At 69.7% G+C, this 18,247-nt stretch carries 19 protein-coding genes; 10 read left to right on the top strand and 9 right to left on the bottom strand.

The window, feature by feature from the left end:
• Nucleotides 1-7: 7 nt before the first annotated feature.
• Nucleotides 8-406, top strand: a complete 399-nt coding sequence (locus QM569_RS08590; protein ID WP_414986817.1) for a bactofilin family protein — start codon at nucleotides 8-10, stop codon at nucleotides 404-406.
• A gap of 62 nt (nucleotides 407-468) precedes the next feature.
• The gene (gene erpA / locus QM569_RS08585) at nucleotides 469-840 is read left to right on the top strand and encodes an iron-sulfur cluster insertion protein ErpA (protein ID WP_414986816.1); all 372 of its coding nucleotides are present in this window, start codon (nucleotides 469-471) and stop codon (nucleotides 838-840) included.
• 49 nt (nucleotides 841-889) lie between these two features.
• On the opposite strand, the gene QM569_RS08580 is transcribed toward erpA, so the two are convergent.
• Together QM569_RS08580 and QM569_RS08575 are read right to left on the bottom strand one after the other, a co-directional pair.
• Nucleotides 890-2,017 (bottom strand): anhydro-N-acetylmuramic acid kinase, encoded by a 1,128-nt coding sequence (locus QM569_RS08580; protein WP_414986815.1) that lies wholly within the window; start codon nucleotides 2,015-2,017, stop codon nucleotides 890-892.
• A gap of 18 nt (nucleotides 2,018-2,035) precedes the next feature.
• Nucleotides 2,036-3,397, bottom strand: a complete 1,362-nt coding sequence (locus QM569_RS08575) for a peptidoglycan DD-metalloendopeptidase family protein (RefSeq protein WP_414986814.1) — start codon at nucleotides 3,395-3,397, stop codon at nucleotides 2,036-2,038.
• 193 nt (nucleotides 3,398-3,590) lie between these two features.
• On the opposite strand from QM569_RS08575, the gene tyrS reads away from it, so the two are divergent.
• A complete protein-coding gene (tyrS, locus tag QM569_RS08570) occupies nucleotides 3,591-4,826 on the top strand; it encodes a tyrosine--tRNA ligase (RefSeq protein ID WP_414986813.1) in 1,236 nt (411 codons plus the stop codon).
• A 65-nt stretch (nucleotides 4,827-4,891) separates the two neighbouring features.
• On the opposite strand, the gene QM569_RS08565 is transcribed toward tyrS, so the two are convergent.
• Entirely contained in the window at nucleotides 4,892-5,851 is a 960-nt protein-coding gene (locus QM569_RS08565) for a LysR substrate-binding domain-containing protein (RefSeq protein ID WP_414986812.1), read from the bottom strand.
• Nucleotides 5,852-5,974: 123 nt separating this feature from the next.
• Here QM569_RS08565 and QM569_RS08560 point away from each other — a divergent pair, with 123 nt between their 5' ends.
• On the top strand, nucleotides 5,975-6,331 hold the full coding sequence (locus QM569_RS08560; protein ID WP_414986811.1) for a DUF2917 domain-containing protein: 357 nt from the start codon (nucleotides 5,975-5,977) through the stop codon (nucleotides 6,329-6,331).
• On the opposite strand, the gene QM569_RS08555 is transcribed toward QM569_RS08560, so the two are convergent.
• The gene (locus QM569_RS08555) at nucleotides 6,300-6,701 is read right to left on the bottom strand and encodes a BLUF domain-containing protein (protein WP_414986810.1); all 402 of its coding nucleotides are present in this window, start codon (nucleotides 6,699-6,701) and stop codon (nucleotides 6,300-6,302) included. The two genes, QM569_RS08560 and QM569_RS08555, sit on opposite strands and share 32 nt — an antisense overlap.
• 124 nt (nucleotides 6,702-6,825) lie before the next feature.
• On the opposite strand from QM569_RS08555, the gene QM569_RS08550 reads away from it, so the two are divergent.
• The 3 genes from QM569_RS08550 to QM569_RS08540 are packed head-to-tail and all read left to right on the top strand — an operon-like array spanning nucleotide 6,826 to nucleotide 9,736.
• The gene (locus QM569_RS08550) at nucleotides 6,826-7,590 is read left to right on the top strand and encodes a Crp/Fnr family transcriptional regulator (protein ID WP_414986809.1); all 765 of its coding nucleotides are present in this window, start codon (nucleotides 6,826-6,828) and stop codon (nucleotides 7,588-7,590) included.
• 50 nt (nucleotides 7,591-7,640) lie between these two features.
• Nucleotides 7,641-9,038, top strand: a complete 1,398-nt coding sequence (gene glmU, locus QM569_RS08545; RefSeq protein WP_414986808.1) for a bifunctional UDP-N-acetylglucosamine diphosphorylase/glucosamine-1-phosphate N-acetyltransferase GlmU — start codon at nucleotides 7,641-7,643, stop codon at nucleotides 9,036-9,038.
• Nucleotides 9,035-9,736, top strand: a complete 702-nt coding sequence (locus tag QM569_RS08540) for a sensor histidine kinase (protein ID WP_414986807.1) — start codon at nucleotides 9,035-9,037, stop codon at nucleotides 9,734-9,736. Before glmU ends, QM569_RS08540 begins: the two co-directional genes overlap by 4 nt.
• On the opposite strand, the gene QM569_RS08535 is transcribed toward QM569_RS08540, so the two are convergent.
• From QM569_RS08535 to QM569_RS08525, 3 genes are all read right to left on the bottom strand, one after another.
• Nucleotides 9,705-10,199, bottom strand: coding sequence for a GNAT family N-acetyltransferase (locus QM569_RS08535; RefSeq protein WP_414986806.1), 495 nt, complete (start codon nucleotides 10,197-10,199; stop codon nucleotides 9,705-9,707). The two genes, QM569_RS08540 and QM569_RS08535, sit on opposite strands and share 32 nt — an antisense overlap.
• Nucleotides 10,196-10,471 (bottom strand): DUF1778 domain-containing protein, encoded by a 276-nt coding sequence (locus QM569_RS08530; RefSeq protein WP_414986805.1) that lies wholly within the window; start codon nucleotides 10,469-10,471, stop codon nucleotides 10,196-10,198. The genes QM569_RS08535 and QM569_RS08530 overlap by 4 nt, the downstream gene beginning before the upstream one ends.
• Nucleotides 10,472-10,598: 127 nt before the next feature.
• Nucleotides 10,599-11,087 carry an Lrp/AsnC family transcriptional regulator gene (locus QM569_RS08525; RefSeq protein WP_414986804.1) on the bottom strand — a complete coding sequence of 163 codons (489 nt, stop codon included), beginning with the start codon at nucleotides 11,085-11,087 and terminating at the stop codon, nucleotides 10,599-10,601.
• 143 nt (nucleotides 11,088-11,230) lie between these two features.
• On the opposite strand from QM569_RS08525, the gene glmS reads away from it, so the two are divergent.
• Nucleotides 11,231-13,096, top strand: coding sequence for a glutamine--fructose-6-phosphate transaminase (isomerizing) (gene glmS, locus QM569_RS08520; protein ID WP_414986803.1), 1,866 nt, complete (start codon nucleotides 11,231-11,233; stop codon nucleotides 13,094-13,096).
• A gap of 3 nt (nucleotides 13,097-13,099) precedes the next feature.
• Here glmS and QM569_RS08515 read toward each other — a convergent pair whose 3' ends face one another.
• Complete coding sequence (locus tag QM569_RS08515) at nucleotides 13,100-13,990, bottom strand: SMP-30/gluconolactonase/LRE family protein (protein WP_414986802.1); 891 nt, start codon at nucleotides 13,988-13,990, stop codon at nucleotides 13,100-13,102.
• Between the two features lie 61 nt (nucleotides 13,991-14,051).
• Here QM569_RS08515 and edd point away from each other — a divergent pair, with 61 nt between their 5' ends.
• Nucleotides 14,052-15,821, top strand: coding sequence for a phosphogluconate dehydratase (edd, locus tag QM569_RS08510; RefSeq protein WP_414986801.1), 1,770 nt, complete (start codon nucleotides 14,052-14,054; stop codon nucleotides 15,819-15,821).
• Nucleotides 15,812-16,444, top strand: coding sequence for a bifunctional 4-hydroxy-2-oxoglutarate aldolase/2-dehydro-3-deoxy-phosphogluconate aldolase (gene eda, locus QM569_RS08505; protein WP_414986800.1), 633 nt, complete (start codon nucleotides 15,812-15,814; stop codon nucleotides 16,442-16,444). Before edd ends, eda begins: the two co-directional genes overlap by 10 nt.
• Before the next feature lie 106 nt (nucleotides 16,445-16,550).
• On the opposite strand, the gene QM569_RS08500 is transcribed toward eda, so the two are convergent.
• The coding region (locus QM569_RS08500) for a TonB-dependent receptor (protein WP_414986799.1) at nucleotides 16,551-18,247 on the bottom strand (1,697 nt) is incomplete at its 5' end.

Raw genomic sequence — 18,247 nt, 5'->3', positions numbered from 1 at the left:
CAGCCCTATGTTTTCCCGCAAGAAGCAGCCCCCCATCAAGAGCCTGGTCGCGCAGGGCACCCGGATCGAGGGGCAGGTGCATTTCGCCGAAGGCATGCGCATCGACGGCGAAGTGGTGGGCGACATCCGCGCCGCCGCAGACCAGCCCAGCATTCTCGTGATCTCCGAGAGCGCCCGGGTCGAGGGTGCCGTGCATGCCGATCACGTCATCGTCAGCGGCGAGGTGGTCGGCCCCGTGCATGCCGCCGAGGTGCTGGAGCTGCAGCCCAAGGCCAGGATCACCGGCAACGTCCACTACAAGGCGCTGGAGATGCACCAGGGCGCCGTGATCGCGGGCCAGATGTGCCCGACCGCCGTGCTGGTGGACCCAAAGCCCCCACTGAAACTGGCGTCAAACGGCCAGTGACTGAATTCGCGGGGCGTCTGCAGTACCATTCCCCGCAAACCCTGAACCCGAAGGATTCCCCCATGAGCGCAGTCGCCGAAAACGTCACCACCACCGAAGAAATGCCCGCCCCCATTCTGTTCACCGACAGCGCGGCTGCCAAGGTGGCGGACCTGATCGCCGAAGAGGGCAACCCCGACCTGAAGCTGCGCGTGTTCGTGCAGGGCGGCGGCTGCTCGGGCTTCCAGTACGGCTTTACCTTCGACGAGATCACCAACGAGGACGACACGACCATGACCAAGAACGGCGTGTCGCTGCTCATCGACGCCATGAGCTACCAGTACCTCGTGGGTGCCGAGATCGACTACAAGGAAGACCTGCAGGGCGCGCAGTTCGTCATCAAGAACCCCAACGCCACCACCACCTGCGGCTGCGGCTCCAGCTTTTCGGCTTGAGCCTGCAACGGCATCCTGCAAGCCGCCTTCGGGCGGTTTTCTTTTTGATTCATCCCGCTGGCGTTGGGTTGGGCGGATAGACCGCGCCCAGCACCCGGGGGCCTGCGGCGCCCGTGACGCTGGGCAGGTTGCCCGGCAGTCCGCACAGCGTTTGCCGCGCCAGCCAGGCGAACGCTGCGGCCTCGACCTGCAGCGCAGGCAGGCCCAAGGCGTCGGTGGCCGTCACCCGCAGCGCGGGGCAGGCCGCCTGCAGCCGTGCCATGAGGTAAGTGTTGAGCGCACCGCCGCCGCACACGGCCAACGTCATACTATTCTTTTGATAGCTGCTCGCACTTGCTGCACAAGCGCTAGAGGTCAATTCGACCAATGTAGCCTGCACGTCTTCAGGCCGGGCCGGTTCGCAGCGCTGAAGATGGCTGGAAAGCCAGCCGGGGTTGAACAGGTCGCGCCCCGTGCTCTTGGGCGGCGGCTTGTGCAGAAAGGGCTCGGCCAGCATCGCGGCCAGCAGGCCCGGCAGCACCTGGCCGGTGGCGGCCCAGGCGCCGCCCGCGTCGTAGGGCTGGCCCGTGTGCTGCTGGCACCAGTGGTCCATGAGGGCGTTGCCGGGGCCGCAGTCGAAGCCCAGCACGCAGCCATCGGCACCCAGCACGCTGAGGTTGGAGATGCCGCCGATGTTGAGCACCAGCACGGTTTCGCCCGCTCTGCCGAACACGCCCTGGTGAAAGGCGGGCACCAGCGGCGCACCCTGGCCGCCCGCAGCCACGTCGCGGCTGCGAAAGTCCGCCACCGTGGTGATGCCCGTCAACTCCGCCAGCAGCGCGGGGTTGCCCAGTTGCAGGGTGTAGCCTGTGCCGTCGAATTCCTGCGGGCGGTGGCGCACGGTCTGCCCGTGCGCGCCGATGGCGCGGATGGCGGCTGCTGGCTGGCCGCTGCGCGCCAGCAGGGCACGTACTACCTCGGCGTAGGCCCGCGACAGCGCGTTGCCTGCCAGGGCGGCGCGGTGCAGTTCGTTGCCGTCCGGGGTGTTGAGCGCCAGCAGTTCGGCGCGCAGTTCTGGCGCGAAGGGCGCGCTGGCATGGTGCGTGACCCGCATGCGGGGGCCGGAGAAATCGGCCAGCACCCCGTCGATGCCGTCGAGCGAGGTGCCCGACATCAGGCCGATGTACAGCTCTGACACGGGCCGGGCTTCTTTTCTTTACTCCGCGCTGGCCTGCTCAATGGATGCGGCGGCGGAGAGCTGCACGCGCATGTTCGCGGCCAGGCGCTCGAACGCCGGGCGGGCGGCGGCCGAGATGGGCGCACCGGCTTCGCTGGACGCCACGATGCCCATCGGGTCCTGGTGTACGCCGTTCACGCGGAACTCGAAGTGCAGGTGCGGCCCCGTGGCCCAGCCGGTGGAGCCCACGGCGCCCAACGTCTGGCCTTGCTCGACCGACTGGCCCTGGCGCACGTCGATGCGGCTCAGGTGGGCATAGACGGTGACGTGCTGGTTGCGGTGCTTGACGAAGACCACGTTGCCGTAGCCGTTCTGCACGCCGGCGAACTCCACCACGCCGTCACCCACGGTGCGCACTGCCGTGCCCGTGGGCGCGGCGAAGTCGGTGCCCAGGTGGGCGCGCCAGGTTTGCAAAATGGGGTGCATGCGCATCTTGAAGCCGCTGGTCACGCGCGAGAACTCGACCGGCGAGGCGAGGTAGGCGCGGCGCATGCTTTCGCCGTCGAGGGTGTAGTACGCGCCCTTGCTGGCGGCGGACTCCTGGAACCACAGGGCCTGGTGTGTCTTGCCGCCGTTGACGAACTCGGCGCTCAGCACGCGGCCCGTGGACAGCGGCTCGCCGTCGGCCTCGCGCGTCTCATAGACCACCGAGAAGCGGTCGCCCTTGCGCAGCGAGCGGCGAAAGTCGATGCTGCCCGAGAACAGCTCGGCCATCTGCACGGCCACGGCGTCGGGGATGTTGGATGCGTCCGTCGCCGCGAACAGCGAGCTTTGGATGACGCCGCCCGCCAGGCGCGCGCCGGTGGTCAACCGGGCGGTTTCCAGGCGCGAGGCGAACTGGGCGTCGCCTTGGCGCTCCACGACCAGGCGGCGGAAGTTGCCGCTGTCGTCGGCCACCCAGCGCGCGGTCAGGCGGATCAGTTGGTGGCCGTCGGTGGTCTCGACCGTCACGCTGCGGCTGCTGCGGCCCAGCACGTGCTGGCGCACCAGGGCGTCGCTGCGCAGGAAGGCGGCGGCGGCGGGGTCGGCCACACCCAGGCGCTGGAACAGGGATTCGGGGGTGTCGCTGCTGCGCAGTTGCTCCGAGCGGTACAGCGAGAAGCCGGGGGTGTCGAACTGGCCCGGCAGCAGGTTGGTGGCCAGCGATTCGACCGGGTAGCTCACCGTGCGCACGGGCATGTCGGCGGCGTCGGGCGCGAGCGAGGCCACGGCGAAGGCGCCGCCGCCGCCCGTCAGCAGCACGGCGGCCACGGCGGCGGCGATGCGGCGAGGGTGTTTCTGGATCGTCTGGGACAGCCGGTCAAGCAGAGCGGCACTGGCGGTGGTCAAGCCGTGAATCAATGGTCTATCCCCAATGTGTGTGCGGCCCCCAGGGCGCTCCCCCGCTGCGCGCGCTGGCGGGGCAAGGCTGTGGAGACGCGGGCGGTCGGTGTCTGTGGCGGCGGGCCGGTGGGGTGGCCCACTAGAATCCGCCTAGGCAAGTGTGGGCTGGAGTATAGCGGCGCACGCTGTATGGACATCCCCCAAAACCCTTATGAATCAATCTGCTGTTACAACAATCTCGATGTCGGATGATGTAGGACGGGCGCTCGAAGTGTCGCTGCGCGGTGCCGACGAGCTGCTGCCCCGCGACGAGTGGGTGAAGAAGCTCCAGCGCGCCGAGGCCACGGGCCAGCCGCTGCGCATCAAGCTCGGTTTGGACCCCACGGCGCCGGACATCCACATCGGCCACACGGTCGTGCTCAACAAGATGCGCCAGCTGCAGGACCTGGGGCACCAGGTGATCTTTTTGATCGGCGACTTCACCAGCCTGATCGGCGACCCGTCGGGGCGCAACAGCACGCGCCCGCCGCTCACGCCCGAGCAGATCAAGGCCAATGCCGAGACGTACTACCGACAGGCCAGCCTGGTGCTGGACCCGGCGCGCACCGAGATTCGCTACAACAGCGAGTGGAGCGAGCCGCTGGGCGCGGCGGGCATGATCCAGCTCGCCGCCAAGTACACCGTGGCGCGCATGATGGAGCGCGACGACTTCCACAAGCGCTTTTCCACCGGCCAGTCGATCAGCGTGCATGAGTTCCTGTACCCGCTGATGCAGGGCTACGACTCCGTGGCGCTGAAAAGCGACCTGGAGTTGGGCGGCACCGACCAGAAGTTCAACCTGCTCATGGGCCGCCACCTGCAGCAGGAATACGGCCAGGAGCCGCAGTGCATCCTGACCATGCCGCTGCTGGTGGGGCTGGACGGCGTGGACAAGATGTCCAAGTCCAAGAACAACTACATCGGCATCACCGAGGACGCGAACACCATGTTCGCCAAGGTGCTGTCGATCAGCGACACGCTGATGTGGGACTGGTTCACCCTGCTGTCGTTCAAGAGCCTGGCCGAGATCGCAGCGCTCAAGGCCGAGGTGGCGGGCGGGCGCAACCCCAAGGACGCCAAGGTGATGCTGGCCAAGGAGATCACCACGCGCTTTCACAGCGCGGCTGCTGCCGAGGCGGCGGAGCAGGACTTCATCCACCGCAGCAAGGGCGGCGTGCCGGATGAAATCCCTGAAGTGCAGATCGGCGGCGCGCCGCTGGGCATTGCCGCTGTTCTGAAGCAGGCCAACCTCGCGCCCTCGACCAGCGAGGCGGGCCGCCTGATCGACGGCGGCGGCGTGCGCGTGGATGGCGGCGCGGTCAGCGACAAAGGGCTGAAGCTGGCCGCAGGCACCTACGTGGTGCAGGTGGGCAAGCGCAAGTTCGCGCGCATCACCCTCGCGGAATAGTGGTCAAATGGGCCTCCAGCGCTTATCCTGCAAGCGCAGGTAGCTATTAAAACAGAAGCATCCAATCACGCCGGGCCATCGCCGATGGCCGCGCGCGTGGCCTGGGCCTGCGCCTGCAGCCAGGCGCAGAACGCCTGCACCTCGGGCCGCTGGCCGCTGCGCGGCCCCACCAGCAGCCAGTACGACAGGGGCGAATCCATGCGGTGGCCCGGCAGCACCTCCACCAGGTCGCCCCGGGCCAGCGCGTCCGCCACCAGCGGCATGCGGGCCAGCGCCAGGCCCTGGCCGGCCAGGGCCGCCTGCGCGATCTGGTGCGCGTAGTTGAAGTACAGCCAGCGCGCGGGCTGCAGCTTGGTGAGGCCGTGCGTGTCGAACCAGCGGCGCCAGCTCAGGTGTTCCAGGTAGTGCGTGCGGTGCGCGTCGCCCGCCTCGATCAGCGTGAACTGGGCCACGTCCTCGGGCGTGCGCAGGGGCGTGCTGTTGCTCTTGAGCAGCCAGGGGCTGGCGACCACGGCCAGTTGCTCGCCGAACAGCCGCATGCCGCCGCCCGTGGCGCCGTTGGGCAGGGCGTAGCGCAGCGCCAGGTCCACGTCCGACGTGTCCAGGTCCACCTGCACGTCGCTGGCGTCGATACGGATGTCGATGCCCGGGTTGTCGCGCTGGAACTCCTCCATGCGCGGGATCAGCCACATCGACGCAAAGCTCGCCCAGGTGGTGATGGCCACGCTGCGCCGCCCCGCCGTCTGGCGCACCAGGCGCACGGCGGCGTCCATGCGTTCCAGCGCGGGCGCCACGGCGCGCTGCAACTGCGCGCCCGCGCCGGTCAGCTCCACGGCGCGCGTGTGGCGCAGGAACAGCGGCACGCCCACTTCGTCTTCCAGCGCCTGGATCTGGCGGCTGACGGCGGATTGGGTCAGCGCCAGCTCGTCGGCTGCGGCGCGGAAGTTCAAATGCCGCGCCACGGCCAGGAAGGCGCGCCAGTGGCCCGCAGCGACGGGGCGGGTGCGGAGGATGGGGCTGGACATGGGGGTTGGATTGATGCGGTGGCGGAATGAATAGCGTAACCCGTTTTCATTGGACTGCGCGGGGCGCCGGGGCCACCATTGCGCTTCATTCACGCACCAACCACCGTCCCCGAGGAGCCCGCCATGACCATCCGCAGCGTTCTGCAATCGCAACAATCCGCCCCCGCCGGGTGCTGGCGGGTCGCGCCCGGCAGCGCGCTGTCGCTGCGCCCGCGCGAGGACGGCGTGCTGCACGTGGCCAGCGGCCGCGTGTGGGTCACGCTCGGCACTGCCGACCACGTGCTGCACGCGGGCGAGCGACTTGCCATCGCGCCCGGCCAGCACGCCGTGGTGGAAGCCTGGGATGCCGCAGGCGCCCAGGCCGCCATCCGCTGGCACCGCGCGGCGCCCGCCCCAACCGCGCGGCTGGCGGCGGGCATCGCCCGGTTCGCGCGGGTGCTGCCGGTGCCTAGAACTCCAGATCCCTGCACACGGCGCTGAATGCATCCAGCGCCGCGCGACCGTCCAGCGCCTCCAGCCGCGCGAGCGCGTCCACGTCTTCCAGCGTGCTGAACGCCAGGCTGAACTGCCGGAAGCGGCGGTCCTGCAGCGGGCCGTGGTGTACCACCTCCATGGCCACGTGGCGTGCGTCGTTGCGGATGCGCTCGACGAGCTTGAGCACCGCCTTCCGCGGGCCTTCGAGCTGCTGGCAAAAGCGCTGGCCGTCGAAGATCAGCACCCCGGTGATGTCGAGCGCGGCATTGGCGATGCGCGTGGGTCCCGCGATCTCGGCCACCACGCCGGGCTGCATGCCGGGCGCGAGCTGGCTGACGTAGAGGACTTCATAGAGCGCGGTAGAGAGTGATGCCATGAGCGGCGCCAATGTAGGCGGGCGGCGGGCGCTCCGCAATGTCAAAAGACATAGGGAATGCGCGTGCTGCATGGCCGCAACAGGGCCCGCGCCGGGCGTGGGCGCGTCCCTAGAATCGCCCACCATGAGTGCCCCCGTTCCCCCCGCCGTCCCCGCCTTCTGTCCCCCCGCCTGCAGGGCCTGCGGGCTGCGCAGAACGCGGGCGTTCACGCCGCTGGAGCGCGCGCAGCTGGACTTCATCGAGGGCGCCCGCGCCGACGCCGTGGCCGTGCCCGCAGGCTTCGCGCTGGTGCGCGAGGGGCAGGCCAGCACGCGGCTGCTGACGCTCTACACGGGCTGGGCCTTCCGCTACAAGACCTTGAGCGACGGGCGCCGCCAGATCCTGAACTTCCTGCTGCCCGGCGACCTCATCGGGCTGCAGCAGGAGTTCGGCGGCGACTCCGCCCACGGCGTCGAGGCGCTGACCGACTGCTCGCTGTGCGTCTTCCACCACGACAGCCTGTGGGCCGTGTTCCGCGCGCACCCGCGCCTGGGCTACGACGTGACCTGGCTGGCCGCGCACCAGGAGCGCCACGTGGACGACAACCTGCTGACTGCGGGCCGCCGCAACGCCACCGAGCGCGTGGCCATGCTGCTTTTGCACCTGTACCGGCGCCTGGACCGCCTGGGCCTGGCCGACCAGGGCAGCGTGGCGTTCCCGCTCACGCAGCAGCACATCGCCGACGCGCTGGGCCTGTCGCTGGTACACACCAACAAGACGCTGCGCCGCCTGTCGCTGCTGGGGCTGCACGAACTCAAGGACGGGCGGCTGCGCCTGCTCAACCCGCGTGCGCTCGAACGCATCGCCGAGTACTACGAACTGGAGCCGCCGCTGATGCCGCTGCTGTAGGCGCGATGACGGATGGGGCGACAATCCACCGTCTCCCCCAGGAACCCTCCATGACCGCACTCGACATCCTCATCATGGCCGCAGGCAAGGGCACGCGCATGAAAAGCCGCGTGCCCAAGGTGCTGCAGCGCCTGGCCGGGCGGCCCCTGCTGCACCACGTGCTGGACCAGGCCGCGCACCTGAACGCGCGCAGCGCCATCGTCATCACGGGCCATGGTGCTACAGAAGTAGAAGCTGCTACTCCAATACCAGCAAGCGCTGGAGCCGGTTTTGACCTGAAATTCGTGCGGCAGGAGCCGCAGCTCGGCACCGGCCACGCCGTGCAGCAGGCCGTGCCGCACCTGCGCGACGACGGCACGGTGGTGGTGCTGTCGGGCGACGTGCCGCTGACCCGGCCCGACACGCTGCGCGCCCTGGTGGACGCCAGCGGCGGCGGGCGGCTGGCGCTGCTCACCGTCACGCTGCCCGACCCCACGGGCTATGGCCGCATCCTGCGCGGCGCGGACGGCGCGGTGCAGGGCATCGTGGAACACAAGGACGCCACCGAGGCCCAGCGCGCCATCGCCGAGGTCTACAGCGGCATCATGGCCGTGCCCGCGCGCCTGCTGCGCGGCTGGCTGGCGCGGCTGACCAACGACAACGCCCAGGGCGAGTACTACCTGACCGACATCGTCGCCATGGCCGTGGCGGACGGCGTGCCGGTCGCCGCCCACTGCATCCAGGACGCGGTGCAGGTCGCGGGCGTGAACAGCCCCGCGCAACTGGCCGAGCTGGAGCGCGCCTGCCAACTGCGCCAGGCCCAGGCGCTGATGGAGCAGGGCGTGCGCCTGGCCGACCCGGCGCGGTTCGACCTGCGCGGTGAACTGGTCTGCGCGCAGGACGTGGAGATCGACGTGGGCTGCATCTTCACGGGCCGCGTGGCGCTGGGCGAGGGCGTGCGCATTGGCGCGTACTGCTGCATCAGCAACGCCACCATCGCGGCGGGCGCGGTCATCCACCCCTTCACGCACATCGACGGCGAGAAGCTGGGCGCCAGCGTGGGCGAGGGCGCGCTCATCGGCCCCTTCGCCCGCCTGCGCCCCGGCGCGCAACTGGGGCGCGAGGTCCACATCGGCAACTTCGTGGAAGTGAAAAACAGCACCCTGGCCGACGGCGCCAAGGCCAACCACCTGGCCTACCTGGGCGACGCCACCGTGGGCGAGCGCGTGAACTACGGTGCGGGCAGCATCACCGCCAACTACGACGGCGCGAACAAGCACCGCACCGTGATCGAGGCCGACGTACACGTGGGCAGCAACTGCGTGCTGGTCGCGCCCGTCACCATCGGCGCGGGCGCCACGGTGGGCGGCGGCAGCACCATCACCAAGAACGTGGAGCCGGGCGCTTTAGGCGTGGCGCGGGGGCGGCAGGTGAGCATCGGCAACTGGAAGCGCCCCAGCAAGACATGACCGAACTGGAGCGCCTGCGCACCGCCCACGATGACCTGCTGCGCGCCGTGGCGCACGACCTGCGCGCGCCGCTGCGGCACGTCACGTCCTACGGCGCGCTGGTCCAAGAGGCTTTGCAGGACGCGCCGCCCACGCCCGCGCTGCAAGAGGCGCTGGGCTTTCTGGCCACCATGGACCAGTCCGCCCGCCGCATGGGCCGCATGATCGACGGCCTGCAGGCCATCAGCCGCGCCCGCCGCGCCGTGCTGCGCTGGCAGCCGGTGCCGCTGGCCGATGTGCTGCCGCCTGGCGTGGTGGCGCACATCGCCCCCGATCTGCCCACGCTGCACGCCGACCCGGACCTGCTGCGCGAGCTGCTGGCGCAATTGCTGGACAACGCGGCCAAGTTCACCCGGCACACCGCGCAGCCCAGCATCCGCGTGCAGGCCGACGCCGCGCCGCCCGGGCGCGTGGCGTTCACCGTGGCGGACAACGGCGCGGGCTTTGACATGGCGCGCGCGGGTGCGCTGTTCGGCATCTTCCAGCGCCTGCACCGCGCGTCGGACTTTGACGGCGTGGGCGCGGGCCTGGCGCTGTGCCGCACCATCGCCGAGCGCCACGGGGGCACGATCAGCGCGGACGCCGCCGTCGGCCAGGGCTGCACCGTGCGGGTGGAGTGGCCTGCAGTTACTCCGCCGCCCGTAGATCAGCCAGCGTGACCATCAGCGTCATCGGGTCGAGCGGCGATGGTTCAAAGCCAAGCCGCTCGCAAAACGCCTGCGCATTGGGCGACAGGGCATGCACGATCATTCCGCGAATCCCGATGGCATCGGCCGCTTGAAGCACGCGCTGACCCGCATCGCGCACCAGCGCCCGGCCCACGCCTGCGCCCTGCACGGGTTGATGTACCGCCAGCCGCGCCAGCACCACCACCGGGATCGGTTCGGGCATGTTGCGGCGAAAGCGCCCTGGCGCGGCATCCAGGGTGACGGCGCTGGACGCCAGGGCGTAGTACGCCATCACGCGCCCCTGCGCATCGCAGGCCACGAAGGTGCGCGATGCGCCCGTAGCCTGGTTTTTCAAAGCGCGGCGTTGCAGCCACTGGTCGAGACTGTCCGTGCCCGATGCGAACGCCGCCACGTCGTGCTGCGGGGCCAGCGGCACGGGGGCCGAGAGGGTCATGCAGCATCCCATGGCGCGGGGGTGTGCATCGTTTTGCGCAGGCGCTCATTCGGCTGGGGCGGGGTGTCCAGCCGCGCCACAAAGGCGGCATAGGCTTGCGGGCTGACCGCCACCAGCGCGCGGTCGAGCAAAGCCTCCTCGGCGGCCTGGCGTGCGGCATCCAGCACAAAATCGGTGCGGTTCTTGCCGCGTGCCTTGGCTGCGCGGTCGATCAGGTTGCGGTCTTCGGGGCGGATGCGGATGTTCAGCGCTTGGCGCGTCAGTGCTGTCATGGGTGATGCCTCCGTGCCGAGGGTTGCGGCACTTCATGTAAAGCCATTGTCATTACGGTATCACATCCAGCAGACTGCCGAGAAGAAAGTGGCAATTTGCTATATTTTTCATAGCTGCCTGCGCTTGTCAGTCAAGCGCTAGAGGCAGTTTTGTATCAAATTTCGCCCGCCGCGTCGCAAAGAACGCCTTGACGTTGCGCACGTTGGCATCGCCCGTGAACAGCCGCTGCGACAGCGCCAGATAGCCCGGCATGTCGCGCGTGTGCAGCACCAGCACGAAGTCCGGCCCCGGCGAGACGCGCCAGCACTGCTGCACGGCGGGCTCGGCCACGGCGCGGGCCTCGAAGGCGTCGAGCTGTTCGGCGCCCTGGCGGTCCAGCGACACCTCGACGATGCAGGCCAGGCCATGGCCTTGCAGCGCGGCCAGCCGGTCGGGCTGCAGGATGGCGACCTGCCGCTCGATCAGCCCCGCGTCGTGCAGCCGCTTCACGCGGCGCAGGCAGGTGGGCGGTGACACGTTCGCCTGCGCGGCCAGGGCCTGGTTGCTCTGCGATGCGTCGGTTTGCAGCAGGTTGAGCAGGTGCAGGTCGGTGTGGTCCAGGGTGATTGGTTCCATATAAGTCAGTATTTTGAACTTTTATTTCTTCATTGACGATTGATGAAATTTAAGTTCAAAAAAATGGGGATTTCAAGCACAAATTATTTTGCGACCTGCCTACCATCGCGCCACTTCCTTCTCCTCAGACAAAGGCAACACCCATGTGCGGCATCGTCGGCGCAGTCTCCACGCGCAACATCGTTCCCATCCTCGTGCAGGGCCTGCAGCGGCTCGAATACCGGGGCTACGACTCCTGCGGCGTCGCGGTCCACGGCCCGGCGGGCCTGCAGCGCGCCCGCAGCACGGCCCGCGTGGCCGAGTTGCTGGAGCAGGTGCAGACCGAGCGCGTGGAGGGCGCCACCGGCATCGCCCACACGCGCTGGGCCACGCACGGCGCGCCGGCGGTACACAACGCGCACCCGCATTTCAGCCACGGCACGGGCGACGCGGCGGGTACGCCCGGGCGCGTCGCGCTGGTACACAACGGCATCATCGAGAACCACGAAGAACTGCGCGCCAGGCTGCAGGCCCGGGGCTATGTCTTTCTGAGCCAGACCGACACCGAGGTCATCGCCCACCTGGTGGACAGCCACTACGGCGGCGACCTGTTCGAGGCCGTGCAGGCCGCCGTGGCCGAACTGCACGGCGCCTACGCCATCGCCGTCATGCACAAGGACGAACCGCACCGCGTGGTGGGCGCGCGCGCGGGCTCGCCGCTGATCCTGGGCGTGGGGCAGGGCGAGCACTTCCTGGCGAGCGACGCCATGGCCCTGGCGGGCGTGACCGATCAGATCGTCTATCTGGAAGAAGGCGATTTGGTGGACTTGCAACTGGGCCGCTACTGGATCGTCGGCCCGGGCGGCCAATCGCTGGCCCCGGCCGAACGCCCCGTGCGCACCGTGCAGGCCCACAGCGGCGCGGCGGAACTGGGCCCGTACCGCCACTACATGCAAAAGGAAATCTTCGAGCAGCCCCGCGCCATTGCCGACACGCTGGAAGGCGTGGAAGGCATCGTGCCCGAGCTGTTCGACGGTGCGAACGGCACGGCAGCCTGGCGCGTGTTCAAGGAAATCGACGCGGTGCTCATCCTCGCCTGCGGCACCAGCTACTACAGCGGCTGCACGGCCAAGTACTGGCTGGAAGACATCGCGGGCATCCCCACCCAGGTCGAGGTGGCCAGCGAATACCGCTACCGCACCAGCGTGCCCAACCCGCGCACGCTGGTCGTCACCATCAGCCAGTCGGGCGAGACGGCCGACACCCTGGCCGCGCTGCGCCACGCGCAGGGCCTGGGCATGCGGCACACGCTGACCATTTGCAACGTCGCCACCAGCGCCATGGTGCGCGAATGCGCGCTGGCCTACATCACCCGCGCCGGGGTGGAGATCGGCGTGGCCAGCACCAAGGCGTTCACCACGCAGCTCGCGGGCCTGTTCCTGCTGACGCTGGCGCTGGCGCAAGCCAAGGGCCGCCTGACCGAGGAGCAGGAAGCCGCGCACCTGAAAGCCATGCGCCACCTGCCCGTCGCCCTGCAGGCCGTGCTGGCGCTGGAGCCGCAGCTCATCAGCTGGGCCGAGGACTTCGCGCGCATGGAAAACGCGCTGTTCCTGGGCCGGGGCCTGCACTACCCCATTGCGCTCGAAGGCGCGCTCAAGCTCAAGGAGATCAGCTACATCCACGCCGAGGCGTACCCGGCGGGCGAACTCAAGCACGGCCCGCTGGCGCTGGTGACCAGCAGCATGCCCGTGGTGACGGTCGCGCCCAACGATGCGCTGCTGGAAAAGCTCAAGAGCAACATGCAGGAAGTGCGCGCCCGCGCCGGCGTGCTCTACGTGCTGGCCGATGCCGACACGCGCATCGAGAGCAGCGAAGGCATCCACGTGATCCGCATGCCCGAGCACTACGGCGCCCTGAGCCCGCTGCTGCACGTGGTGCCGCTGCAACTGCTGGCATACCACACGGCCTGCGCGCGGGGGACGGACGTGGACAAGCCCAGAAACCTCGCCAAGAGCGTGACGGTCGAGTGACCGCTACGCATCGTTCAGCCGGAAGAAGCAGACCGGCAGCCCCGGCGCCTGCACGCGCGTGCTGAACAGCCCGCCCTCAGGCTCGGGCCGCCCCGCGCGCGCCGAGGTGATGTACAGCGTGCGCAGGTCGTCGCCGCCCAGGCATACCATGGTGGGGCACTGCACGGGCGTGGCGATGCGCTGCAGCACCTCGCCCCCGGGCGAGAGCCGCAGCACGCAGCCGCCCTCGTACATCGCCACCCAGTAGCAGCCGTCCACGTCCACCGCCGCGCCGTCGGGGCGGCCGCCGTAGGGCTGGCCTTGCGCCTTGGGGCTGAACCGCGCCCAGGGCTGGCGGTTGCGGATGGCGCCGCTGGCCGCGTCGAAGTCGAAGCGGTCGATGCGGTGCTCCGGCGTGTTCGCCCAGTACATGAAGCGCTCGTCCGGGCTGAACGCGAGGCCGTTGGCCGTGTAGTTGTCGCCCGCCATGCGCTGCACGGTGTAGCCGTTTCCGCTGGCCGCCAGCCGCCACAGCGCTGCGTCGGGCGCGGTGCGCGGCGTGATCACGGAGCCCGCCCAGAAGCGGCCCGCCGTGTCGCAGCGCCCGTCGTTCAGGCGCAGGGTGCGCGCATCGTGCGGGGCGGGCAGCAGCGCCAGGCAGGCGAGGGCGCCGGTGGCGGTGTCCAGCAGGTAGAAGCCGTCACGTAACCCGATTACGATTTTTGCGCCGGGCGCGGGGGCGCAGCAGCCGGGCTCGCTGGGCATGGGCCATTGGCGGTGCTGGCCGTCCGCCGGTGTCCAGGCGTGGATGGCACGGCCCAGGATGTCACACCAGTAAAGGGACTGTTCCAGCGGGTGCCAGAACGGCGACTCGCCCAGCTCGGACGGCGGCAGGGGCAGGCGGTGCAGGCGCATGGTTGAACCGGTGGTGTTATCAAGTTACATTCTAGAACCTGCCCAACGATGGAAGACACCCATGCATTCAGTCGTGGCGCGCGTGACGGCGCGCATCGCCCAGCGCAGTGCCGAGACGCGGGCCGCCTACCTGGCCGGTGTCGAGGCCATGGTCCAGCGCAAGCCCCCGCAGGACCGCATGGGCTGCGCCAACCTGGCCCATGCCTATGCGGCGCTGCCCGGCGCGGAAAAGTTCAAGGTGACGGTGGAGAGGGCGCCCCACATCGGCATCGTCACGGCCTACAACGACATGCTGTCGGCCCACCAGCCGTACCAGGGCTACCCGGCGCTGATCAAGGACGAGGCGGCGCGGCACGGCGCCACCGCGCAGGTGGCGGGCGGCGTGCCCGCCATGTGCGACGGCGTGACGCAGGGCACGCCGGGCATGGAACTGTCGCTGTTCTCGCGCGACACCATCGCCATGGCGACGGCGGTGGCGTTGTCGCACGACGTGTTCGACGGTGTGCTGCTGCTGGGCATCTGCGACAAGATCGTGCCGGGCCTGCTCATCGGCGCGCTGCATTACGGGCACCTGCCCTGCGTGTTCGTGCCCGCCGGGCCCATGGGCTCGGGCCTGCCCAACAAGGACAAGGCCCAGGTGCGCGAGCAGTACGCGCAGGGCCTGGTGGGGCGGGGCGAGCTGCTCGCGGCCGAGTCCGCCGCGTACCACAGCCCCGGCACCTGCACCTTCTACGGCACGGCCAACAGCAACCAGATGCTGCTCGAAGCCATGGGACTGCACGTACACGGCGCGGCCTTCGTGCCGCCGGGCTCGGCCGAGCGCGAGGCTTTCACGCGACAGGCCGTGCGCACGGTGCTCGGCATCGGCCAGCGCGGCCCGCGCTTCACGCCCATCGGGCGGCTGGTGGACGAGCGCTGCATCGTCAACGCCATGGCGGCCCTGCTGGCGACCGGCGGCTCCACCAACCACCTGATCCACTGGGTGGCGGTGGCGCGCAGCGCGGGCATCCTGATCGACTGGACGGACTTTGACGAGCTCTCGTGCGCCGTGCCGCTGCTGGCGCGCGTCTATCCGAATGGCGACGCGGACGTGAACCAGTTCCAGGCGGCGGGCGGCCCGCCGTGGGTGCTGCGCGAGCTGTTGAACAGCGGCCTGATGCACACCGATGCAGGCAGCGTGAACGAGGGCGGCATCGCCTCGGGCGCGCGCGGCGCGCCTACCGTGTCGGGCGACCTGTCGGTGCTGCGCCCAGCCAGCAGCCCGTTCTCGCCCACGGGCGGGCTGCGGCTGCTGCAGGGGCGGCTGGGGCGCGCCGTCATCAAGGTGTCCGCCGTGCCGGAGGATCGCCACGTGGTGCAGGCCCCGGCGCGGGTGTTCGATTCGCAAGAGGCGCTGCTCGCCGCCTTCGCCGCTGGCGAACTGCAGGGCGACATGGTGGCCGTGGTGCGCTTCCAGGGGCCGCAGGCCAACGGCATGCCCGAACTGCACAAGCTCACGCCCCCGCTGGCCGTGCTGCAGAACCAGGGCCTGCGGGTGGCGCTGGTGACCGATGGGCGCATGAGCGGCGCGTCGGGCAAGGTGCCCGCCGCCATCCACGTCACGCCCGAGGCGCTGGCGGGCGGGCCGCTGGCCAAGGTGCGCGACGGCGACGTGGTGCGCGTGGACGCCGTGGCGGGCACGCTGGACGTGCTGGTCGATGAGGCCGAATGGGCCGCGCGCGAACCTGCGCCTTATAGCCACCCCGCGCAGACTGGCTTTGGCCGCGAGCTTTTCCACAACTTTCGCCGCCATGCGGGCGGCGCCGAACAGGGAGCCTGCACATGGCTGTGAATCCCCTCGACATCGCCCGCCACGGCCCGGTGATCCCCGTCATCGTGATCGACCGCGTGGAAGACGCGCTGCCACTGGCCGAGGCCCTGCTGGCAGGCGGCGTGCGCGTGCTGGAAGTGACGCTGCGCACCGCCGCCGCGCTGCCCGCCATCGAAGCCATAGCGCGCCAGTTGCCCGAGGCCGTGGTGGGCGTGGGCACGGTGCTCCATGCCGACGACGCCCGCCGTGCCAGCGAGGCCGGGGCGCGCTTTGCCGTGAGCCCCGGCTACACGCCAGAGGTGGGTTCGGCCTGCAAGGCGCTGGGCCTGCCGCTGCTGCCCGGCGTGGCCACGTCCAGCGAGATCATGGCGGCGCTGGCGGACGGGTTCTCGTTCCTCAAGCTGTTCCCGGCCGAGGCCGTGGGCGGCGTTGCGCTGCTCAAGGCGTGGGCCAGCCCGTTCGGCGGGGTGGGCTTCTGCCCCACGGGCGGCATCACCAGCGCCACGGCGCCCGGCTACCTGGCGCTGCCCAACGTGTACTGCGTGGGCGGCTCGTGGCTCACGCCCGCCGACGCGGTGCGCGCGGGCGACTGGGCGCGCATCACCGCCTTGGCGAAGGCGGCACAGGGCTTGCGAAAAATATGAGTCAAATTGGCCTCCAGCGCTTATGCAGCAAGCGCAAGCAGCTATCAAAACAGAAGCAAAAGGGCCCGTCATGCGACGGGCCCTTTGTCTGTGGCGTATGCCGGTATCAGAACGAGATGGTGGTCGAGAGCCGGAACGTGCGCCCCGCGCCGGGCATCACGAAGCCGTCGGCGAAGGTGCCGATCCAGTAGTTCTTGTCGGCCACGTTTTCCACGCTGGCGTTGAAGCGCACGGGCGTGGCGCCGAACCGGGTGGCGTAGCTGGCGTTCAGGTCCAGGCGGTGCCAGGACGGCACGCGGAGGGTGTTGGCCGAGTTGGCCCACTGCGCACCGGTGTAGATCACGCGGCCGCCCACTTTCAGGCCCTGCACGGGCGTCTGCCAGTCCGCGCCGATGCGCACGCGCCATTCGGGCGTGCCGTAGGTGTCCTTGCCGGTGTTGCGCTGCTCGGACTTGATGTGGGTGATGCCGCCCAGCAGCGACACGGTCTGCGCCACCTGGCCGTACAGGCTCCACTCCAGGCCGCGCAGGCGCTGCTCGCCGTCGTCCACCAGGGAGTTGGCGCTGTTGGTGACGAAGGACGGGCGCTTGATCTCATAGGCGCTGAAGGTGTGCGTGAGCGCGCCGGTCTGCAGCTTCACGCCCAGCTCCATCTGCTGGGTCTGCCTGGGCGGCAGGGACTCGCCGGCGTTGGCGTAGCCCGCGCCCACGGTCTGGCCCGGCTCCAGCCCTTCGGTGTAGTTGCCGAACAGCGAGACGTTGTCGCCCCAGGGGCGCACCACGGCGGCGACCATGGGCGAGAAGCGGCTTTCGCTGTAGCTGGATGCCGCGCCGCTGACCACGGGGGTTGCCACGGTCTGGTGGCGCCCGCCCACGGTCAGCAGCACCTTCTCGCCCGCGAAGCCCATGGTGTCGGCGATGGCGAGCGAGCGGTACTCGTTCTGGGTGGTGTAGGTGCCGAAGGTGGGCGCAGCCGGGAAGGTGGGCGTCACCGGGTCGTACATGTTGGTGGTGTAGCAGTAGTTGCAGGCCGTGTTGTACGAGCCTTCCTTGTGCTTGAGCACGTTGGCCGACAGTTGCAGGCGGTGCTGCACGCTGCCGGTGTCGAACTTGCCGATCACGCCCGTCTCGGCCGTGCGGCGCTCGGATTGGGTGTGTACGTTGTAGATGGCGCCGCGCGTGGTGCCGTCCGCGCCGGTGACGATGGCGCGGGTGCCGAACAGCAGGCCCTGGCCCTCGGCCTCGGAGCCGCCCAGCGCCAGGTAGCCCTGCCAGTGGGGCGTGAAGTCGAACTCGGCGCGGGCCAGCGCGCCGCTGTTGGCGTACTTGCCGTGGGTGCCACGGAACATATTGGTGTCGCCGTCGGGCGGCGCCAGCAGGTAGCCCACGCCGGGGATCGCCGCGTTGCCCGTGAAGTTGAACATGCCGGGGCTGCCGTTCTCGATCTTGTTGACGCTGTTGTACAGGTCCAGCGAGAAGCGGGCGCGGTCGCCCAGGTAGTCCAGCGCCAGCGCGCCCACCTGGCGCTTTTGCTTCTCGTCCTTGGCGCCCATCTCGCCGTTGCCATACACGCCGTTGAAGCGGATGCCCAGGCGCTTCTCGTCGCCGAAGCGCTTGCCCACGTCGGCATGCGCCTGGAAGTAGGAATGCGTGCCGTAGGTCAGCGTCAGGTCGGCGACGGTCTGCGGCAGCGCGCGCTTGGTCACCATGTTGACGGTGCCCGCCACGCTGGAGGCCGGCGGCATGCCCGACAGCAGCACGTTCGGGCCGCGCAGCACCTCGATGCGCTCGAACATCTCCACCG

The sequence above is a fragment of the Acidovorax sp. genome, assembly GCF_047607405.1.
Lineage (GTDB): Bacteria > Pseudomonadota > Gammaproteobacteria > Burkholderiales > Burkholderiaceae_C > Acidovorax.
Note: the sequence above shows the minus strand (reverse complement) of the source record. Positions and strands in the feature narration are given on the sequence as shown.